The organism is Rhizobium sp. B230/85, assembly GCF_019355735.1.
Taxonomy (GTDB): Bacteria; Pseudomonadota; Alphaproteobacteria; order Rhizobiales; family Rhizobiaceae; genus Rhizobium; species Rhizobium rhododendri.
This window is the reverse complement of sequence record NZ_CP072156.1, coordinates 1225776-1242780: the sequence shown is the minus strand read 5'-3', so window position 1 is coordinate 1242780 and position 17005 is coordinate 1225776. Positions and strand designations below refer to the sequence as shown.

16 protein-coding genes are annotated in these 17005 nt (G+C 61.0%); 7 read left to right on the top strand and 9 right to left on the bottom strand.

Annotated elements, in window-relative coordinates:
• Position 1 precedes the first annotated feature (1 nt).
• Positions 2-562, bottom strand: coding sequence for a 16S rRNA (guanine(966)-N(2))-methyltransferase RsmD (gene rsmD, locus J5289_RS05905; RefSeq protein ID WP_209182936.1), 561 nt, complete (start codon positions 560-562; stop codon positions 2-4).
• Between the two features lie 6 nt (positions 563-568).
• Positions 569-2593: a pseudouridine synthase gene (locus J5289_RS05900; RefSeq protein WP_374108571.1), complete on the bottom strand. Its 2025-nt coding sequence runs from the start codon at positions 2591-2593 to the stop codon at positions 569-571.
• A 145-nt stretch (positions 2594-2738) separates the two neighbouring features.
• Between J5289_RS05900 and J5289_RS05895 the strand changes: the two genes are divergently transcribed.
• Entirely contained in the window at positions 2739-3194 is a 456-nt protein-coding gene (locus J5289_RS05895) for a nucleoside deaminase (RefSeq protein WP_209182935.1), read from the top strand.
• A 16-nt stretch (positions 3195-3210) separates the two neighbouring features.
• Here J5289_RS05895 and J5289_RS05890 read toward each other — a convergent pair whose 3' ends face one another.
• Positions 3211-3840: a hypothetical protein gene (locus tag J5289_RS05890; RefSeq protein WP_142824109.1), complete on the bottom strand. Its 630-nt coding sequence runs from the start codon at positions 3838-3840 to the stop codon at positions 3211-3213.
• 134 nt (positions 3841-3974) lie between these two features.
• Positions 3975-6950 carry an isoleucine--tRNA ligase gene (gene ileS, locus J5289_RS05885; protein WP_209182934.1) on the bottom strand — a complete coding sequence of 992 codons (2976 nt, stop codon included), beginning with the start codon at positions 6948-6950 and terminating at the stop codon, positions 3975-3977.
• 292 nt (positions 6951-7242) lie between these two features.
• Between ileS and J5289_RS05880 the strand changes: the two genes are divergently transcribed.
• Both J5289_RS05880 and J5289_RS05875 read left to right on the top strand, forming a co-directional pair.
• Positions 7243-7653 (top strand): antitoxin Xre/MbcA/ParS toxin-binding domain-containing protein, encoded by a 411-nt coding sequence (locus J5289_RS05880; protein WP_209182933.1) that lies wholly within the window; start codon positions 7243-7245, stop codon positions 7651-7653.
• Positions 7653-8093, top strand: a complete 441-nt coding sequence (locus J5289_RS05875) for an RES family NAD+ phosphorylase (RefSeq protein WP_209182932.1) — start codon at positions 7653-7655, stop codon at positions 8091-8093. The genes J5289_RS05880 and J5289_RS05875 overlap by 1 nt, the downstream gene beginning before the upstream one ends.
• A gap of 316 nt (positions 8094-8409) precedes the next feature.
• Here J5289_RS05875 and mctP read toward each other — a convergent pair whose 3' ends face one another.
• The 4 genes from mctP to J5289_RS05855 all read right to left on the bottom strand — a co-directional run bounded on the left by mctP (position 8410) and on the right by J5289_RS05855 (position 12054).
• Positions 8410-9885: a monocarboxylate uptake permease MctP gene (gene mctP / locus J5289_RS05870; RefSeq protein ID WP_209182930.1), complete on the bottom strand. Its 1476-nt coding sequence runs from the start codon at positions 9883-9885 to the stop codon at positions 8410-8412.
• A complete protein-coding gene (locus J5289_RS05865; protein WP_111217578.1) occupies positions 9875-10072 on the bottom strand; it encodes a DUF3311 domain-containing protein in 198 nt (65 codons plus the stop codon). Before J5289_RS05865 ends, mctP begins: the two co-directional genes overlap by 11 nt.
• Positions 10073-10203: 131 nt before the next feature.
• On the bottom strand, positions 10204-11184 hold the full coding sequence (locus tag J5289_RS05860) for a bifunctional riboflavin kinase/FAD synthetase (protein ID WP_209182929.1): 981 nt from the start codon (positions 11182-11184) through the stop codon (positions 10204-10206).
• Positions 11185-11205: 21 nt separating this feature from the next.
• Positions 11206-12054 carry a TIGR01459 family HAD-type hydrolase gene (locus J5289_RS05855; RefSeq protein WP_209182931.1) on the bottom strand — a complete coding sequence of 283 codons (849 nt, stop codon included), beginning with the start codon at positions 12052-12054 and terminating at the stop codon, positions 11206-11208.
• A 319-nt stretch (positions 12055-12373) separates the two neighbouring features.
• Between J5289_RS05855 and groES the strand changes: the two genes are divergently transcribed.
• The 3 genes from groES to J5289_RS05840 all read left to right on the top strand — a co-directional run bounded on the left by groES (position 12374) and on the right by J5289_RS05840 (position 15582).
• Positions 12374-12670: a co-chaperone GroES gene (gene groES, locus J5289_RS05850; protein ID WP_142824105.1), complete on the top strand. Its 297-nt coding sequence runs from the start codon at positions 12374-12376 to the stop codon at positions 12668-12670.
• Positions 12671-12736: 66 nt separating this feature from the next.
• Positions 12737-14389 (top strand): chaperonin GroEL, encoded by a 1653-nt coding sequence (groL, locus tag J5289_RS05845; RefSeq protein WP_142824104.1) that lies wholly within the window; start codon positions 12737-12739, stop codon positions 14387-14389.
• Positions 14390-15138: 749 nt separating this feature from the next.
• On the top strand, positions 15139-15582 hold the full coding sequence (locus J5289_RS05840; RefSeq protein ID WP_202617130.1) for a hypothetical protein: 444 nt from the start codon (positions 15139-15141) through the stop codon (positions 15580-15582).
• Positions 15583-15638: 56 nt separating this feature from the next.
• On the opposite strand, the gene J5289_RS05835 is transcribed toward J5289_RS05840, so the two are convergent.
• Complete coding sequence (locus J5289_RS05835) at positions 15639-16346, bottom strand: glutathione binding-like protein (protein WP_209182922.1); 708 nt, start codon at positions 16344-16346, stop codon at positions 15639-15641.
• 199 nt (positions 16347-16545) lie between these two features.
• On the opposite strand from J5289_RS05835, the gene J5289_RS05830 reads away from it, so the two are divergent.
• A complete protein-coding gene (locus J5289_RS05830; protein ID WP_209182921.1) occupies positions 16546-16992 on the top strand; it encodes a DoxX family protein in 447 nt (148 codons plus the stop codon).
• The last annotated feature ends 13 nt before the right edge of the window (positions 16993-17005 follow it).

Sequence of the window (17005 nt, the reverse complement as noted above, 5' to 3'; positions counted from 1 at the left end):
CTCAAACCGGCTGGTAGCGGAAAAAATGCATCTTGCTGTCACCGAAGGTCCTCACCTCCAGCAACATATAGGCAGGCGGCACATTGACGACGATATCGGCACGCTCTTCGAGGATCGCAAGAGCACCCGGCACTAGCCAGCCGCCATCTGCTGCCGCCGCAAAGGCTTTCTCGCCGAGGCCATGGCCATAAGGTGGATCCGCGAACAGGAAGTCGAACGGCTCGAGATTGCCGACGCTGCCGAGATCGGTGGCGTCGCGGCGCAGCATCCGCGTTCGGCCGTGCAGGCCGAGCGCATCGATATTTTCCCAAAGGAGGCCGCGCCCCTCGACGCTGCTTTCGACAAACAGCACGTGACGGCAGCCGCGCGAGGCACCCTCGAGGCCGACCGCGCCGGTACCGGCGAAGAGGTCCATCATGCGCGTCGCGTCGATCGCCTCGGGATAGGCGTGGCTCAGGATATTGAACAGGCTCTCGCGCGTCCGGTCAGCCGTTGGCCGGATCGCGTTGGACTTGGGCACGGCTAGAGACCGACCGCGAAACTCTCCGCCGACAATCCTCACCGTCCGTTAGCCCCTCTTGCCCTTCGGGCCGCCCCTTGGAGCACCCCCTGCCGGACGACCGCTGCCGGCACCATCGCGTGGCTTGCCGGAAAAGCTCTTTGCACCCGGCTTGCCCGCTGGCTTGCCGCCGAAGGATTTACCGGCTGGCTTGCCTGTATAAGGACGGCCTGCTGGCTTTGCACCGGCCGGCTTGTCGCCATACGAGCGCTCACCGGAGGGACGTTCAGTCCTTGCCGGACGCTCGGACCGCTGGTCGCCATCGAAGGACCGCGTCGGGCGGTCGCTTCTCGGCTTGTCACCAAGGGAACGTTCGCCCTGCGGACGTTCGCTGCGGACAGGACGATCGCCACGCGGAGCGTCGGAGCGGAACGGCTTTGCACGGGGACGATCCTCGCCTTCAGTGCGCGGCCTGCCGGAATAAGGGCGGTCGCCACGAGGACGATCGCTTTGTGGACGATCACCGCGCGGTGGCCGATCGCCGGAGGGACGATCGCTACGAGGGGCATCCGAGCGGCTGTCACTGCGGAAAGAGCTGGTCCGTGGGCGATCCTCGCCCTCGGTACGCGGGCGGCTCGGGCCACGCGGGCGGTCGCCAAACGGCTTATCGGCACGCGGAGCACGATCACCAAATGGCTTGTCGCTGCGGGCCGGACGATCACCGAAGGACTTTGCGCCCTGGGGCCGGTCGCCGCGCGGGGCACGGTCGCCAAACGGTTTGTCGCCGCGTGGCGGACGGTCGCCGCCGGCGCTCTTGCGGCCGAAACCGCCGCCCTTGCCCTTGGCGTCGTCGGAATCGTCAGTGGCGCGGATCCATTCTCCTTCGCTGTCGCTGACGCGACTGACACGGACGCGCGGACCTTCATCCGGGCGCTCGGAGCCGGGGCGCACGCGCGGACCACGGGTCGAAGGGCCATATCGTTCGAGGTTCTTGGCCACCTTTTCGGCTGCCTTCTCGCCAAGAGGACGGGCGCCGGGCGCCATCCAAACATTGGCGCTGCGGCGCGGCGTCGTCATCGGTGCGCGCTTCGGACGGTCGTCGTCCTTGCCACGGGCACCGCCCTTGCTGTCTTCGCGCTTCGTATCGAGATGGCCACGGGCGGGAGCGCGCTTGTCGCTGGACTTTTCGCGCTTGACCCAGTCATCGCGCTGCTGCGGACGGGAGGCGGGCGCTTCGTCGTCGTCAGCTGCGTCGCCACCGCTCACGTTGTAGATCGGCGCATCGAAATTCGCCTTGGCGTCTTCGACGAGGCGCGGACCGAGCTGGTCGCGGAGCGTGCGTCCACGGACTTCTACAGCTTGGCCTTCCGGCAGGTCGCCGAGCTGGAACGGGCCGTAGGAAATGCGGATCAGGCGATTAACCTCGAGGCCGAGAGCGCCGAGGACGTTCTTGATTTCGCGGTTCTTGCCTTCGCGAAGACCCATGGTGATCCAGACGTTGGAGCCCTGCACCTTGTCGAGCGTTGCCTCGATAGAGCCATAGAGCACGCCATCGACGGCGATGCCTTCTTTCAGCTTGTCGAGCGCATCCTGGTCGATCTCGCCGTGGGCGCGGACGCGGTAGCGACGCAGCCAGCCGGTGGTCGGCAATTCCAGCACGCGGGCAAGGCCGCCGTCGTTGGTCAGCAGCAACAAGCCTTCGGTGTTGATGTCGAGGCGGCCGATCGACATGACGCGCGGCAGGTCGTCCGGCAGGTTGTCGAATACGGTATCGCGGCCTTCCGGATCGGCATTGGTGGTCACCAGGCCGGCAGGCTTGTGGTAGAGCCACAGACGGGTGCGCTCGATACCACGGATCGGCACGCCATCGACCTCGATCTTGTCCGTCAGGGTGACGTTGATGACCGGGCTGTCGAGTTGCACGCCGTTCAGCTTGACGCGGCCTTCCATGATCATCCGCTCGATATCGCGGCGGGAGGCGACGCCGACGCGTGCCATCACCTTGGAGATACGCTCGGCGTCATCCGGGATATTCGCCTTGGTCAGCTTCGAAGGCGCGGGTTTTGCAGCGTTGGTGTCTTCGCGCTTCGGCATCGGCTTATCACGAAGAAAGGGCTTGGACCCAGGCCGCTTGGGCTTGTCATTGAATGTCATTTGATGTTTGCCTGAGTTTTTAGACCAAATTGGTCTTTGGCGTGTCCTATCAGGTCACGCCGCTTCGGTTAAGTGGAAAATCTTGATGGCGAGGACAAATCATTTCATGGCGCTGGCGCTGGATGAAGCCCGCGCCGCCGGACAGCGTGGCGAAGTGCCGATCGGCGCCGTGGTTGTTCTCAACAACACCGTCATCGCCAGGGCCGGCAACCGAACCCGGGAATTGAACGATGTCACCGCCCATGCCGAAATCGTGGCGATCCGGCTTGCCAGCGCGACGCTAGGCCAGGAGCGGCTGGTCGATGCCGATCTCTACGTGACGCTGGAGCCCTGCACGATGTGTGCCGCGGCAATTTCGTTCGCCCGCATCCGCAGGCTCTACTATGGCGCGGAGGATCCGAAAGGCGGCGGCATCGACAATGGCGTGCGCTTCTTTGCGCAGCCGACATGCCATCACGGTCCGGAGGTCTATTCAGGCCTCGCCGAAAGCGATGCCAGCGATATCCTCAAGGCTTTTTTCCAGGCCCGGCGCGGCGAATAGCGCGCTCAGGCTTCGATTACTGGAATGGCTTCCACCAGCTGCTGGTCTGCTGGGCTGCTTCGGCATCCTTCAGGCGCTTCTTTTCCTTCTTCGATTCCGGCGTGCCGAGATCGTTGAGGGCGGCTGGATCGGCAACCTGGCGGTACTGTGCCGGCGGGTCGATCAGGTAGCGGCGCTGGTCGATGTATGTGCCGTCCTGCTGCTTGCGCGCCTCGCGATAGGCCGCGGTCTGCTGCGCCTGCGTCATCTGGTTGGCGTGGCTATCGGAATAGACCAAGGGCGAACGGTAGGTGGCGGAATTCTTGTTGGCGTCTGCATCGGCAACGAGACGCTTGCGGGCGTCTTCAGGCGATTCGACCCAGTTCGGATTGTCAGAGGAGGCCAGCGACTGCTGCGGCTGCGTCAGGGTCGACCTGCCATTGGCCGGCGGCACTACGAGGCCCGGACGAGGCGGATACTTGACGGCATTTTCCTTGGGCGTCGCAGCCGAGATCGAGCCGATATCGGCGATGTCATCGAACAGCTGTTCGCCCGATGTCTTGTCGGTGCCGTAGGTCGGGCTGCTCATGCAGCCGGACATCGCGCCGCAGCCTGCCAACAAAGCAGCCAAGCAGACGCCAACACGAACCCTATGCAACGCTTTCATGAAAACCCTTCCCAGCCGTGCCGGCGCACTCATTGCCCACCACGGTTCTACGCCCCTTCGCGCAAAACTTCGGCCAATTTCAGGCAGCTTTTACCGGATGAACGCAGTTAACGCAATTCATCCGGTAATTTTCTTCACGCCAAAGCCGCCAATTCGTGCATTGCGGCTGCGTCGCGGGCGGAAATATCGGGATAAGCCGGGTCAGATCCGACGTCCTTGGTGATTTTCCACGAGCGGGCGCATTTGACGCCTTCGGCAAGTTTTTGCTCGACGGCGACCTTGGTTCCGTCCTCAAGCCGGAAGGCTTCTGCCGGTCCCTCGCCTGCCACGACGGAAATATCCGAGGTGATGCAGATCTCGGCGAAATCGAGACCTTCCAACGCCGCCAGAAGCTCGGGATCGCCGACATGGACGACGGGGGCAGCTTCCAGCGAGGAGCCGATGCGCTTGTCCTTGCGCTCGATTTCCAGCGCGCCGGTGACGGCACGACGAACAGTGCGAACCTTCTTCCACTTTTCCGCAACTGGCTCGTTCGACCATTCGCCGGGAATCGTCGGAAACTGCTCAAGATGCACGGAGACAGCATTGGGATCGCGCGACAGCCATGCCTCCTCGGTGGTGAACGGCATCATCGGCGCGAACCACAGGACGAGGCAATCGAACAGCTTGCGGATGACATAGAGGGCCGCACGGCGTTTAGGGCTCGACGGCGCATCGCAATAGAGCGCGTCCTTGCGGATGTCGAAATAGAAGGCCGACAGTTCGACATTGGCGAAATCGGACAGCGAGCGGACGATGCGCTTGAAATCGAATTCGTCGTAGCCTCCTCGCACCACCTTATCCAGTTCGGACAGGCGGTTGAGCATCAGCTGCTCTAGTTCCGGCAAGTCTGCATAGGCGATGTCGTCGCCGTGATCGTGGGCCAGCGTTCCCAGCATCCAGCGCAGCGTGTTGCGGATCTTGCGGTAGGCATCGATGTTGGTCTGGATGATCGTCTTGCCGAGACGCTGATCCTCCCAATAATCGGTGTTCATGACCCAGAGACGCAGGATATCGGCACCGGACTGGCCCATGACTTCCTGCGGGGTGACTGTGTTGCCGAGCGACTTCGACATCTTGCGACCGTCCTCGGCCATAGTGAAGCCATGGGTGACGACAGCGTTGTAAGGCGCGCGGCCACGCGTCGCGCAGCTTTCCAGCAGTGACGAATGGAACCAGCCGCGATGCTGGTCGGAGCCTTCGAGATAGACGTCGGCCGGCCATTTCAGGTCCGGCCGGTCTTCCAGCGTGAAGGTGTGGGTGCAGCCACTGTCGAACCAGACGTCGAGGATATCGGTGACCATCTGCCAGCGGTCGCCATCATGCTCGTTGCCGAGGAAGCGATCCTTGGCACCTTCGGCAAACCACGCGTCGGCGCCTTCCTTTTCGAAGGCCGCAAGGATGCGCTCGTTGACGGCATCGTCCAGCAGCACGTTGCCTTCTTCATCGGCAAAGACGCAGATCGGCACGCCCCAGGCGCGCTGGCGCGACAGCACCCAATCCGGGCGCTGCTCGATCATGGCGCGCAGACGGTTCTGGCCGCCGGCCGGTACGAAGCGGGTCTGGTCGATGGCCTCCAGCGCGCGGATGCGCAGCGTCTTGCCGTCGTCCAGCTGCTTGTCCATGTAGACGAACCACTGCGGCGTGTTGCGGAAAATGACCGGCTTCTTGGAGCGCCAGGAATGCGGGTAATCGTGCTTGATGCGGCCACGGGCAAAGAGGTTGCCGGCAGCGATCAAAGCCTCCATGACGCGTTTGTTGGCATCGCCCTTCTTGCCGTTGTCGTCCAGCACGCGAGCAGCACCGCCTTCCGCCGAGGGGCCGAAGCCGAATGCATCCTCGGTGTAGAAGCCGGCATCGTCGACCGGGAACGGGATCTTCGACGAGATGCCACGGGCTTCCAGCTGGCGCGCATTCGCCATCCACGCCTCGAAGTCTTCGCGACCGTGGGACGGGGCGGTGTGCACGAAACCGGTACCGGCATCGTCGGTAACGTGGTCGCCGTCGATGAGGGGGACCTTGAAGGTGTAGCCGAGTGCCGCAAGCGGATGCCCGCAGGTAATGGCGGCGAGCTGCTTGGCGGAAACGCCTCGCAGACGACTGAACTGAAGCTTGGCTTTCGCAAAGCAGTCTTCGGCAAGATTATCTGCAAAAATCAGCCTTTCGCCCGGACGCGGGCCAAAATCATTTTCTGATGCCGTCACTTCGTAGACACCGTAGGCCACACGCGATGAATAAGCGATGGCCCGGTTGCCAGGAATTGTCCACGGCGTGGTCGTCCAGATTACAACATTGGCGCCAAGCAAATCTTTTTTGATAGCCAGATCATCTTCCGCAAGTTGCGGCAGGTCACTTTCATCAACCCAGCGAGCACCTGCTCCGAGCGCGGCACTCACCACCGGAAACTTCACCCAGATCGTGTCGCTCTCGACCTCGTGGTATTCGACCTCGGCCTCGGCCAGCGCGGTGCGCTCGACCACTGACCACATGATCGGCTTGGAGCCGCGGTAGAGCTGGCCAGACTTGGCGATCTTCAACAGTTCGCCGGCGATGCGGGCTTCCGAGTGGAAGGCCATCGTCGTGTAGGGATTGTCGAAATCGCCCTCGATGCCGAGACGGCAGAATTCTTCCGACTGGATGTCGATCCAGCCCTGCGCGAAGTCGCGGCATTCCTGGCGGAATTCGTTGACCGGGACCTCGTTCTTGTCCTTGCCCTTCTCGCGGTATTTTTCCTCGATCTTCCACTCGATCGGCAGGCCGTGGCAATCCCAGCCGGGCACGTAGTTCGCATCGAAGCCGCGCATCTGGAACGAGCGGGTGATGACGTCCTTCAGCACCTTGTTCAGCGCGTGGCCGATATGGATGTTGCCGTTGGCATAGGGAGGGCCGTCGTGCAGGACAAACTTTTCGCGGCCGGCAGCAGAAGCGCGGAGCTTCTTGTAGAGCCCCATCTGCTTCCATTTCGCCGCCATTTCCGGCTCCTTCTGCGGCAAGCCTGCGCGCATCGGGAACTCGGTTTCGGGGAGGTAAAGGGTCTTCGAATAGTCGATCTTTTCAGGCGTATCGGTCATTGTGCTGACAATCGTCTCTTGCAGCCCCAAGCGGGCGCATCCAATCGGGAAATTTTCGGTGGCGGAGGAGCGCTTGGGGGAAGCGCCAAGAACCCGGACCTTCCGGCAGCTAATGCGCGCGGAAAGCCGGGCCTATAATTCGTATCGCTACTGCCAGCCAAAATTGGGTCATTACCGCCGGTTCATAAGCGGTTTTCGGGGGAAAAGGAAGAGGTTGGCGGCGGCGAAAGCGACGATTGAAGATTTGGCCATTTGCGCGTATGATGACTGGCAAATGGCACGGAGCATCCCCATGGCAGATAGTTTTCCGATAGCTGGCGGCAGGTCGACACAAGCGGCACTTGTGATGGTGACCGACAATGCCTGGCCCTCGTTCGAGGCGAAGGCAGTCGGTCAACTCAGAGAGCATGGCTTCTCGACGGAGGAGATCCATCGTTTCGTGGCGCCGCGCAGAACGCTTGCGCGGCGTGTCGAGAAAGGCGAGCCTCTGACGCTTGCCGAAAACGACAGCGCCCAGCGCCTATTGCGCATCAGCGAGCTGGCAGACAAGGTTTTTGGCGACCATGACAAGGCCCACAGTTGGCTGCGCAAGCCCAATCGCGCGCTGAAAGGGATCGCCCCGATCGACCTGCTGGAATCGGAGACCGGAGCCCGTCTGGTCGAGACGTCGCTGTATCAGATAGACTACGGCATTTATGTCTGATGACAATCCTCTGGCGCATATCCAACTACGCGGACCTCTCCGGTCGCGGTGGGCTGGTCGCGCCAGGCCGATGGCACGACCTGGGCATACCTGTCGTCTATTGCTGCGATCATCCGTCCACTGCATTGCTGGAGACGCTCGTGCAGGTCAGCCTTGAGCAGATTCCGGAGACCTTCCAGCTGTTGCGGATTTCAAGTCCGGACGATCTGCCAATAGTCGACATTGACATCGATCAGGGCGATTTCGACGACATCAATCGCACCCGCTCGAAAGGCAGCCAGCTCCTGCGGAGCGGCGAGGCTTGCCTGATCCGCGTGCCGTCAGCGATCATGCCGCCGGCGGCCAACATTCTCATCAACCCGCAGCATCCCCGCGCCGGTGAAATCCGGATCGAGGAGAGTAAATCCTATCCTTTCGACAGCCGTCTCCTGCAGCTGTAGGGTCAATGGGAGCAAGAGACAGCAGGCGTTGCAGCCCCCGGGCCAGACGGCTGACAAAGGCAATATCCAACAAGTCTACAGGTCAGTCGGGAATTGAGCCGGTTGCCAAACTCTCCCTCTTCCTCGCCCTTGTGGCGGGGATCCATTCAGCTCAAGTCCTTGAGCTGAAAGAGTCCTTTGACCCGACAGACGCCGTGTCGCTGGATCCCCGCCACAAGGGCGAGGAAGAGGGAGAGTGGGGATAGCTCTCGTCAACCAAGCTTCTTCAGGGTTTGCCAGGAGGCGGGCGTTGCCACCCACGGCCAGGCTCGATCCGTCAGGCCTGTGCGACGGCCCTACCCTTCGTCACCGCGTTCACTGCAGAAGCGACGACGATGTTTGCCGCAAGGGCCAGCAGGCCGATGTAGATCATGACGGGCGCGCCGCCGAAGGCGATGGCCTGCATCGGCTTCCAGCCGTTGATCCACACCAGATAGGTGCCGCCGAAGAAGCCCACGAACCAGCCGGCAAGGAGGCCCTGTGCCCGGAACCAGTTGGTGTAGAGGCCGAACACAAGAGCCGGCAGGGTCTGCAGGATCCAGATGCCGCCGAGCAGCTGCAGGTCGAGGGCGAACTGCGTCGGCAGGAACAGGATGACCAGCAGCGCGCCGACCTTGACCACCAGCGAGGCGATCTTGGCGACCTGCGCCTCGCCCGCATGGCTGACGTCGGGATTGACGTAGGCCTTCCAGAAATTGCGGGTGAAGAGGTTGGCCGCACCGATGCTCATGACGGCAGCCGGCACCAGCGCACCGATGGCGATCGCTGCGAAGGCAAAGCCCGTGAACCAGCTCGGAAACAGCGACTGGAACAGCGCCGGCACCACTTCGTTCGGGCTTGAGACCGTGAGATGGGCGGCATGCGCCATGTAGCCGAGCAGCGCCAGGAGGCCGAGCAGCAGCGTGTAGGCTGGCAGCAGCACGGCATTCTTGCGGATGGTGTTGCCGCTGTTGGAGGCGAAGATGCCGGTCAGTGTGTGCGGATACATGAAGGCGGCAAGTGCCGAGCCGAGCGCAAGGCTGGCATAGGCGACATACTGATTGCTGCCGAGCAACAGGCTGCCGGACCCCTTGGCTTGGAAATCGGCGTCGGCTGCGGCAAAGACGCTGGCGTAGCCGCCGAGCTTCATCGGAATGGCGGCGACCGCGACGATCACCACGATATAGATCATGATGTCCTTGACGAAGGCGATCAGCGCCGGCGCACGAAGACCGGACGAGTAGGTGTAGACCGCAAGGATGATGAAGGCGATGGCGAGCGGCAGTTCGCCGTGCAGGCCGAGCGCCTTGAGCACGACGGTCATGCCCACCAGCTGCAATGCGATATATGGCATGGTGGCGATGACGCCGGTGATCGCCACGGCCAGCTCCAGGCCGCGCGAGCCGTACTGGCCGTGCACGACATCGCCGGCGGTGACATAGCCATGGTCCTTGGCGCGCTTCCAGAGAACAGGCATGACCATGAAGACGAAGGGATAGACGACGATCGTATAGGGTAGCGCGAAGAAGCCGTAGGCGCCGACGGCATAGACCAGCGCCGGCACTGCTATGATCGTGTAGGCGGTGTAGAAATCGCCGCCGACGAGGAACCAGGTGATCCAAGTGCCGAAATTACGGCCGCCGAGGCCCCATTCGTCAATATGGGCCAGTGTCTCCGGCTTGCGCCAACGGGCGGCGACAAAGCCCATGACGGTGACCAGCGCGAAGAAGAACAGGAAGACGGCGAGCGCCGTTGGATTGATATCAGTCGTCATGGCGCGTGCTCCGGTAAGCGATGTATGTCAGCAGAGCCGTGAGCGGCACCCAGAGAAGCTGGTACCAGTAGAAGAACGGAAACCCGAACAGCACCGGATCGCGAAAATTGTAGAACGGCACCCAGAGGAGCCCGATGTAGGGAATGACGAGCAGCCAGAGGGCTGCCTTTCCGGAACGTTTGTCCATGATGAGCAGTGCCTTTCGGACATTTTAGCGCGGCGATTCCGCTTCTAGAATGCCCAAGACATAAACGCTAAGCTTGGCTGCGCAAGCAATTTTGCCTTACAAACCCCACAATTCGATTGCGCGGCGCAGCATCAGGAATTGAGGATGCGGTCGAGTTCGCCGAGAGGTGCGACGCCTGACAGCAACGCCCGCGCCTCGGCCTCGTCGTTGCGCATCTGGGCGATCAGCGGCTCCAGTCCGTCGAACTTCAGTTCGGGCCTCAGATAGCCAAAAAACGACACCGAGCAGTGCTGCCCGTAGAGATCGCCGCTGAAATCGAACAAAAAGGTTTCGAGCAGCGGCGCGCCGTTTTCTGTCACAGTCGGGCGGCGTCCGTAGCTGGCGACGCCATCGTAGATAACACGGTCGGCAGTGCGGAAGCGCACGGCATAGATGCCGTTGCGCAGTTCGGTTTCCGGTGGCAGCCGCATGTTGGCCGTGGGATAGCCGAGCGTGCGCCCGAGTTTTTCGCCTCCTATGACGTCGGCTTCCACGAGGTAGCGATAGCCGAGCAGACCGGCGGCCTCGGACATTTCACCGTCCACCAGCAATGCGCGGATACGGCTCGAGGACACCACCTCGGCATTCTCGTCGCGAAAGGCGTCGATCAACGTCACCCCGAAACCATGGCGACTGCCGGCGTTCATCAGGAAGGCCGGACCGCCTTCGCGGCCGTGGCCAAAATGGAAATCGAAGCCGGTGACGACTTCGGAGGCGCCGAGCCAGTCGATCAGGATCGTGCTGACGAACTCGTCTGCAGAGCGTTGCGAAAATTCGCGATCGAACGGATATTCGATGGCGGCGTCAAAGCCGAGCGCCTCAAGGATGCGCGCCTTCAGCGGCGCAGGCGTGAGACGGAAGACAGGCTCGTCCGGGCGGAACACCGAGCGGGGATGCGGCTCGAATGTCAGCACCAGTGCCGGAACGCCGCGTGCCCTGGCAATCTCCAGCGCCCGATCCAGCACCGACCGGTGGCCACGGTGGACGCCGTCGAAATTGCCGATGGCGATCACGCCACCGCGCAGGTGCGCCGGCAGTTGTTCACGGGTCTCGTTTCGATGAAAAACGGTCATAGCGTCAATATCCAGACTGTTTCAGGCGAGCGTCGGCATCCACCATGTCGGTGACGCCTGCTCCCTGTCCAGGAAGGCATGCAGGATTGCTTCATCCGCCTTGCCGTCAATCGTGTATTCGCCGGCATGGATCCCCTGGCTGATATAGAGCAAGTCCAGACCATAGCCGAGTGCGCCCCGCACGTCCGTCGGCATCCCATCGCCGATGGCGACAACACGCGACAGATCGAAATCGCCGCGCACCTCGCGGGCGGCCGCAAGGCTCGCCTCATAGATCGGCCGGTGCGGCTTGCCGGCAACGCGGGTCTGGCCGCCCATCTGGTTGTAATAGGCAGCCATGGCGCCGGCGCACGGGATCATCCTGTGGCCACGCTCGACGATTAGATCCGGATTGGCGCAGATCATCGGCACGTTGCGAGCCGCGAAGGCCTTCAGCATGTCGGTATAGTCTTCCGGGGTCTCGGTCTCGTCGTCGAAAAAGCCGGTGCAGACCACCGACTGCGCTTCGTCAGCGGAAACACGGTCCACACCAAGGCCCTCGATCAGGGCGACATCGCGGTCCGGGCCGAGCAGAAACACCGACTTCGGACCCTCGGCGATTAGCGTGCGCGTGACGTCGCCGGATGTGACGATACGGTCATAGGCACCGTCCGAAACGCCGATGGTCCGCAACTGCTCGACGACCTGCGGCGAGATACGCGGGGAATTGGTGATCAGCACCACGGTCTGGCCTCGCCCACGGGCAGCCTCCAGCGCCGCCGAAGCATCTGCATTGGCCACGACGCCGTTGTGAAGTACGCCCCAGACGTCGCACAGGACGACGTCATAGGCGCTGGTGAGGTCGCGGAGGCTATCGATACGCTTGGCCATGCCGTTGTTCTTCCGGTAAAAGACGTTGCGGCTGACATCGCAAACCAGCTTCAAGATTACAAGTCTGAAAAAGCACCGCTCGCCCGGGACGCCGAATTGCCGCAGTCGCATGGCGGATGCGCTTGCATGGCCAGCAACGGGTTCGTGCAATTCTGGCCGGGGTCACAATTCCGGTACAAAAATTCACTATCGCTGTTATTGACTCCCGCGACCGCCGTCCCTAAATGCAGGTCGTTAGCACTCGCCGAGGCTGAGTGCCAACACTACCCATACGGATCCCCCGTGGTCCGTGAATGTCATTCGATCGAGGGATTAGACAATGGCAACCACCAATTTCCGCCCGCTGCACGACCGCGTCGTCGTACGCCGCGTCGAATCTGAAGCCAAGACAAAGGGCGGCATCATCATTCCTGACACCGCCAAGGAAAAGCCGCAGGAAGGCGAAATCGTCGCTGTCGGCACCGGCGTTCGTGACGACAAGGGCACGATCATTCCTTTGGACGTCAAGGCTGGCGACCGCATCCTGTTCGGCAAGTGGTCGGGCACTGAAGTCAAGCTCGACGGCGAAGACCTTCTCATCATGAAGGAAGCCGACATCATGGGGATCATCGGCTGATCCAGCCGGTTTTCTTCGTCAACAATTCCATAAAACCAATTGGGCATCAGCCCGGGAGTTTTTAACATGGCAGCTAAAGAAATTAAGTTCGGCCGTACTGCGCGCGAAAAAATGCTGCGCGGCGTCGACATCCTCGCTGACGCAGTAAAGGTCACGCTCGGTCCTAAGGGCCGCAACGTCATCATCGACAAGTCCTTCGGCGCTCCGCGCATCACCAAGGACGGTGTTTCTGTCGCCAAGGAAATCGAGCTCGAAGACAAGTTCGAAAACATGGGCGCCCAGATGGTCCGCGAAGTTGCTTCGAAGACCAACGACATCGCCGGCGACGGCACCACGACTGCAACCGTTCTGGCCCAGGCCATCGTCCGCGAAGGCGGCAAGGCTGTTGCTGCCGGCATGAACCCGATGGACCTGAAGCGCGGCATCGATCTCGCCGTTGCCGAAGTCGTCAAGGACATCGTATCCAAGGCAAAGAAGATCAGCACTTCGGACGAAGTGGCCCAGGTCGGCACGATCTCTGCCAACGGCGAAAAGGAAATCGGCCAGTACATCGCTGAAGCGATGCAGAAGGTCGGCAATGAAGGCGTCATCACGGTTGAAGAAGCCAAGACCGCCGAAACCGAACTCGAAGTCGTCGAAGGCATGCAGTTCGACCGCGGCTACCTCTCGCCTTACTTCGTGACCAATCCAGAAAAGATGGTTGCCGAACTGGAAGACGCTTACATTCTCCTTCACGAGAAGAAGCTCTCCAACCTGCAGGCAATGCTGCCTGTTCTCGAAGCTGTCGTTCAGACCGGCAAGCCGCTCCTCATCATCTCTGAAGACGTCGAAGGCGAAGCTCTTGCAACGCTCGTCGTCAACAAGCTGCGCGGCGGCCTGAAGATTGCTGCTGTCAAGGCTCCTGGCTTCGGCGATCGCCGCAAGGCAATGCTCGAAGACATCGCCATCCTGACGGGCGGCACTGTGATCTCCGAAGACATCGGCATCAAGCTCGAGTCGGTTACGCTCGAAATGCTCGGCCGCGCCAAGAAGATCTCGATCACCAAGGAAAACACGACGATCGTCGACGGTTCGGGCCAGAAGTCCGACATCGAAGGCCGCGTCGCGCAGATCAAGGCTCAGATCGAAGAAACCACGTCTGACTACGACCGCGAAAAGCTGCAGGAACGTCTTGCCAAGCTCGCTGGCGGCGTTGCCGTCATCCGCGTTGGCGGTGCGACCGAAGTTGAAGTCAAGGAAAAGAAGGACCGTATCGACGACGCGCTGAACGCAACGCGCGCTGCCGTACAGGAAGGCATCGTCCCCGGCGGCGGTACCGCACTTCTGCGCGCATCTGTCGTCCTCAACATCAAGGGCGCCAACGACGACCAGACGGCCGGCATCAACATCATCCGCAAGGCTCTGCAGTCGCTGGTTCGCCAGATCGCAGAAAATGCTGGTGACGAAGGCTCGATCATCGTCGGCAAGATCCTCGAAAGCAACACCGACAACTACGGCTACAATGCCCAGACCGGCGAATATGGCGACATGATCGCCATGGGTATCGTCGATCCGGTCAAGGTTGTCCGTACGGCTCTGCAGAACGCAGCCTCGGTTGCCTCGCTGCTGATCACCACCGAAGCCATGATTGCTGAAGCTCCTAAGAAGGACTCCGGCGCCGGCATGGGCGGCGGAATGGGCGGCGGCATGGGCGGCATGGGCGGCATGGACATGATGTGATCCTTCGGATCACCGCACTATCGAGAGGGCGGCCTTCGGGTCGCCCTTTTTTGTCCGCCGCCTCGGGACGACGCAGAAGAATACCGTGCGATTCTCCCATAGATTGCATCCCGGCAATTCCTCTGATCCCGTCTCCGCAAAGTTAGCTCGGTGCTGTCGACAAAATCACGGGCTCTGGTCCCCGGACTAGAGTGCGCCCGAGACGCCTGGAGAATGAGCGACAGGCTCATCTCAAAAGAACTCCCCTCCCCTTTCCACGCATGCATTGGGAGCGAAGCGATGGTTTCCTGCCGTGCATCCGGTCTCTTGACGATGTCTTCTCAATTCCTGCTTTTGCACACGACCAGTCGAAAGCCGGTTTACCTTGAACAGCAAACGATCATTAAGTATATGCTTTGACACGCACATATGACGTGTTTTCGTCGTTTGGCCCATTGCTGTTTTTAATAATTCTTCTATAAAACGGACCTTGATGAACCAGGGCGCGGAAAACGGCAGGTTATCTGCGAAAGACCTTCGCTCCCAACAAGTTGCAGTCTAAAGATGCTTTGCGGCTCTTGCGAAACAAATTTCGCTACTTGAGCGTTACGGTTTTCAAGTGTCTAACCTGAACGCCATGTCTGCGATTATAGTAATAACGCGTGGCATCGGCTACAAATCGTTCGCTTTTCTATCTGAGGCGAGACGGGAAATATACAATCTGATAGTGTACTTGGCCAGGGAGTGGCCGCACGGGAGTGGGGAACGTTTTGTTTAAGATTGCCAAAGCCAATCTTGCGGCGCCTTTCATCGAGGGATCCCGTGGCGTCGAGGAAGACCATGAACTTCTAAGCCAGTTTTGCGTGTCCGAGCGCTGGATCGGCGATCTCGCCAGCGGTGTGATCAAGCTCGGCAGCCTCAGCACGATACTGCACGGCCTGCACGTGACGGAATGCGGCCTGCTGAACCTGATGCGCTGCTACGACAGCCGCGACCATTCCCGCATTCTGGAACTTTTCGAACAGGCAGCGACCTCGTCCTCCTCGTTCTGCTTCTCCACAACCGTGCTTGCCGAAGGCGGACAGCGGCAGCCGGTTTTCTGCATCGGCGAGTCCATCGGCACCGAGGAGCGCTACTCCGGCAGCATGGTCGGCGTCTTCCTGTTCCCGCGGTTCAAGATCGGCGCATCCGAAAGCACAGGCAGCCGCCAGTAAAGTGCTGCGGAACCAGCGCAACGGTGCCGGCTCCGCAAGTTCCACCAATCCCGGGATCAGTCACGCTTCGGGATTTCGAGGCCTTTCTGGCTGGCCGGACGTGCCGTGCAGCGCGCCACCCAATCCATGACCACCGGGAAATCGGCAAGACCCAGCACATCCTTGCCGCCGTAGAAGACGTCGACGCCGCGCACCCACGGGAAGCAAGCGATATCGGCGATGGTATAGAGATCGCCCATCAGCCACTGCCGACCCTTCAGGCGTTCTTCCAGAACCCCCAGCAAGCGCTTCGTCTCGTCGCGGTAACGCTCGACCGGGTAACTGTTGTTGGCGACCTTGTCGGCGGCATATTTGAAGAAATGGCCGAATTGCCCGAACATCGGGCCTATGCCGCCCATCTGGAAGAACACCCACTGCAGAACGTCATAGCGACCGGCAGCATCCGTCGGCATCAGCTTGCCGGTCTTTTCGGCGAGGTAGACCAGCATCGCACCGGACTCGAACAGGCCGATAGGCTTGCCGTCGGGTCCATCCGGATCGATCATCGCCGGGATGCGGCCATTCGGGTTGAGCGACAGGAATTCAGGCGTCTTCTGGTCATTGGTCCCGAACGAGACAAGATGCGCCTCATAGGGCAGTTCCAATTCCTCCAGCGCGATGGAAATCTTCACGCCATTCGGCGTCGGCAGGGAATAGAGCTGGATGATATCGGGATTGTTCGCCGGCCAGCGGCGGGTGATCGGGAAGGAGGACAGATCTGCCATGGGAATTGCCTTTTTGGATATGTCTGACGGGAAACGATATCATAACCTGCCGGCGCGGTTTGCAAAGTCAACAGGCGCTCATCGCGTTCACTATTTGCGAACGAAGCGTCTTTGATCGTTCATCTTTTCAACGGACGCAAAATAGCGAATAAGCGCTCCAGAGATTGCCGCGATCGGCAATGCACATCCGGAGGGTCCGATGTCCAATACCAACAATATCATCATTCTCGTTGCCCGCGTCCTGCTGGCATTCATGTTCATCTTCGCCGGCTTCGGCAAGCTGACCGACCCGGCCGGAACTGCCGGCATGATCGCTGGCGCCGGTATGCCGGGTGCGACGCTACTGACCTACGTTGCCGGCCTGTTCGAACTCGTCACCGGCCTCTGCGTCCTCGTCGGCTTCCAGGTGCGCATCGTCGGTTGGGCAATCGCTGCATTCTGCATCTTCACCGCAGTGGTCTTCCACCTCCCGACCGTCAACGTTCCGGGCTTTCCGGACGCGGCACTGGGCTGGATCAACGCGCTCAACCAGATCATGGTCATGAAGAACTTCACGCTTGCCGGCGCCTACATTTTCCTCGCCACAGTCGGTCCAGGCGCCTACTCGCTCGACGCCCGCCGCGGATCCTACCCGCTCGCAGCCTGATAGCCTAAACGCT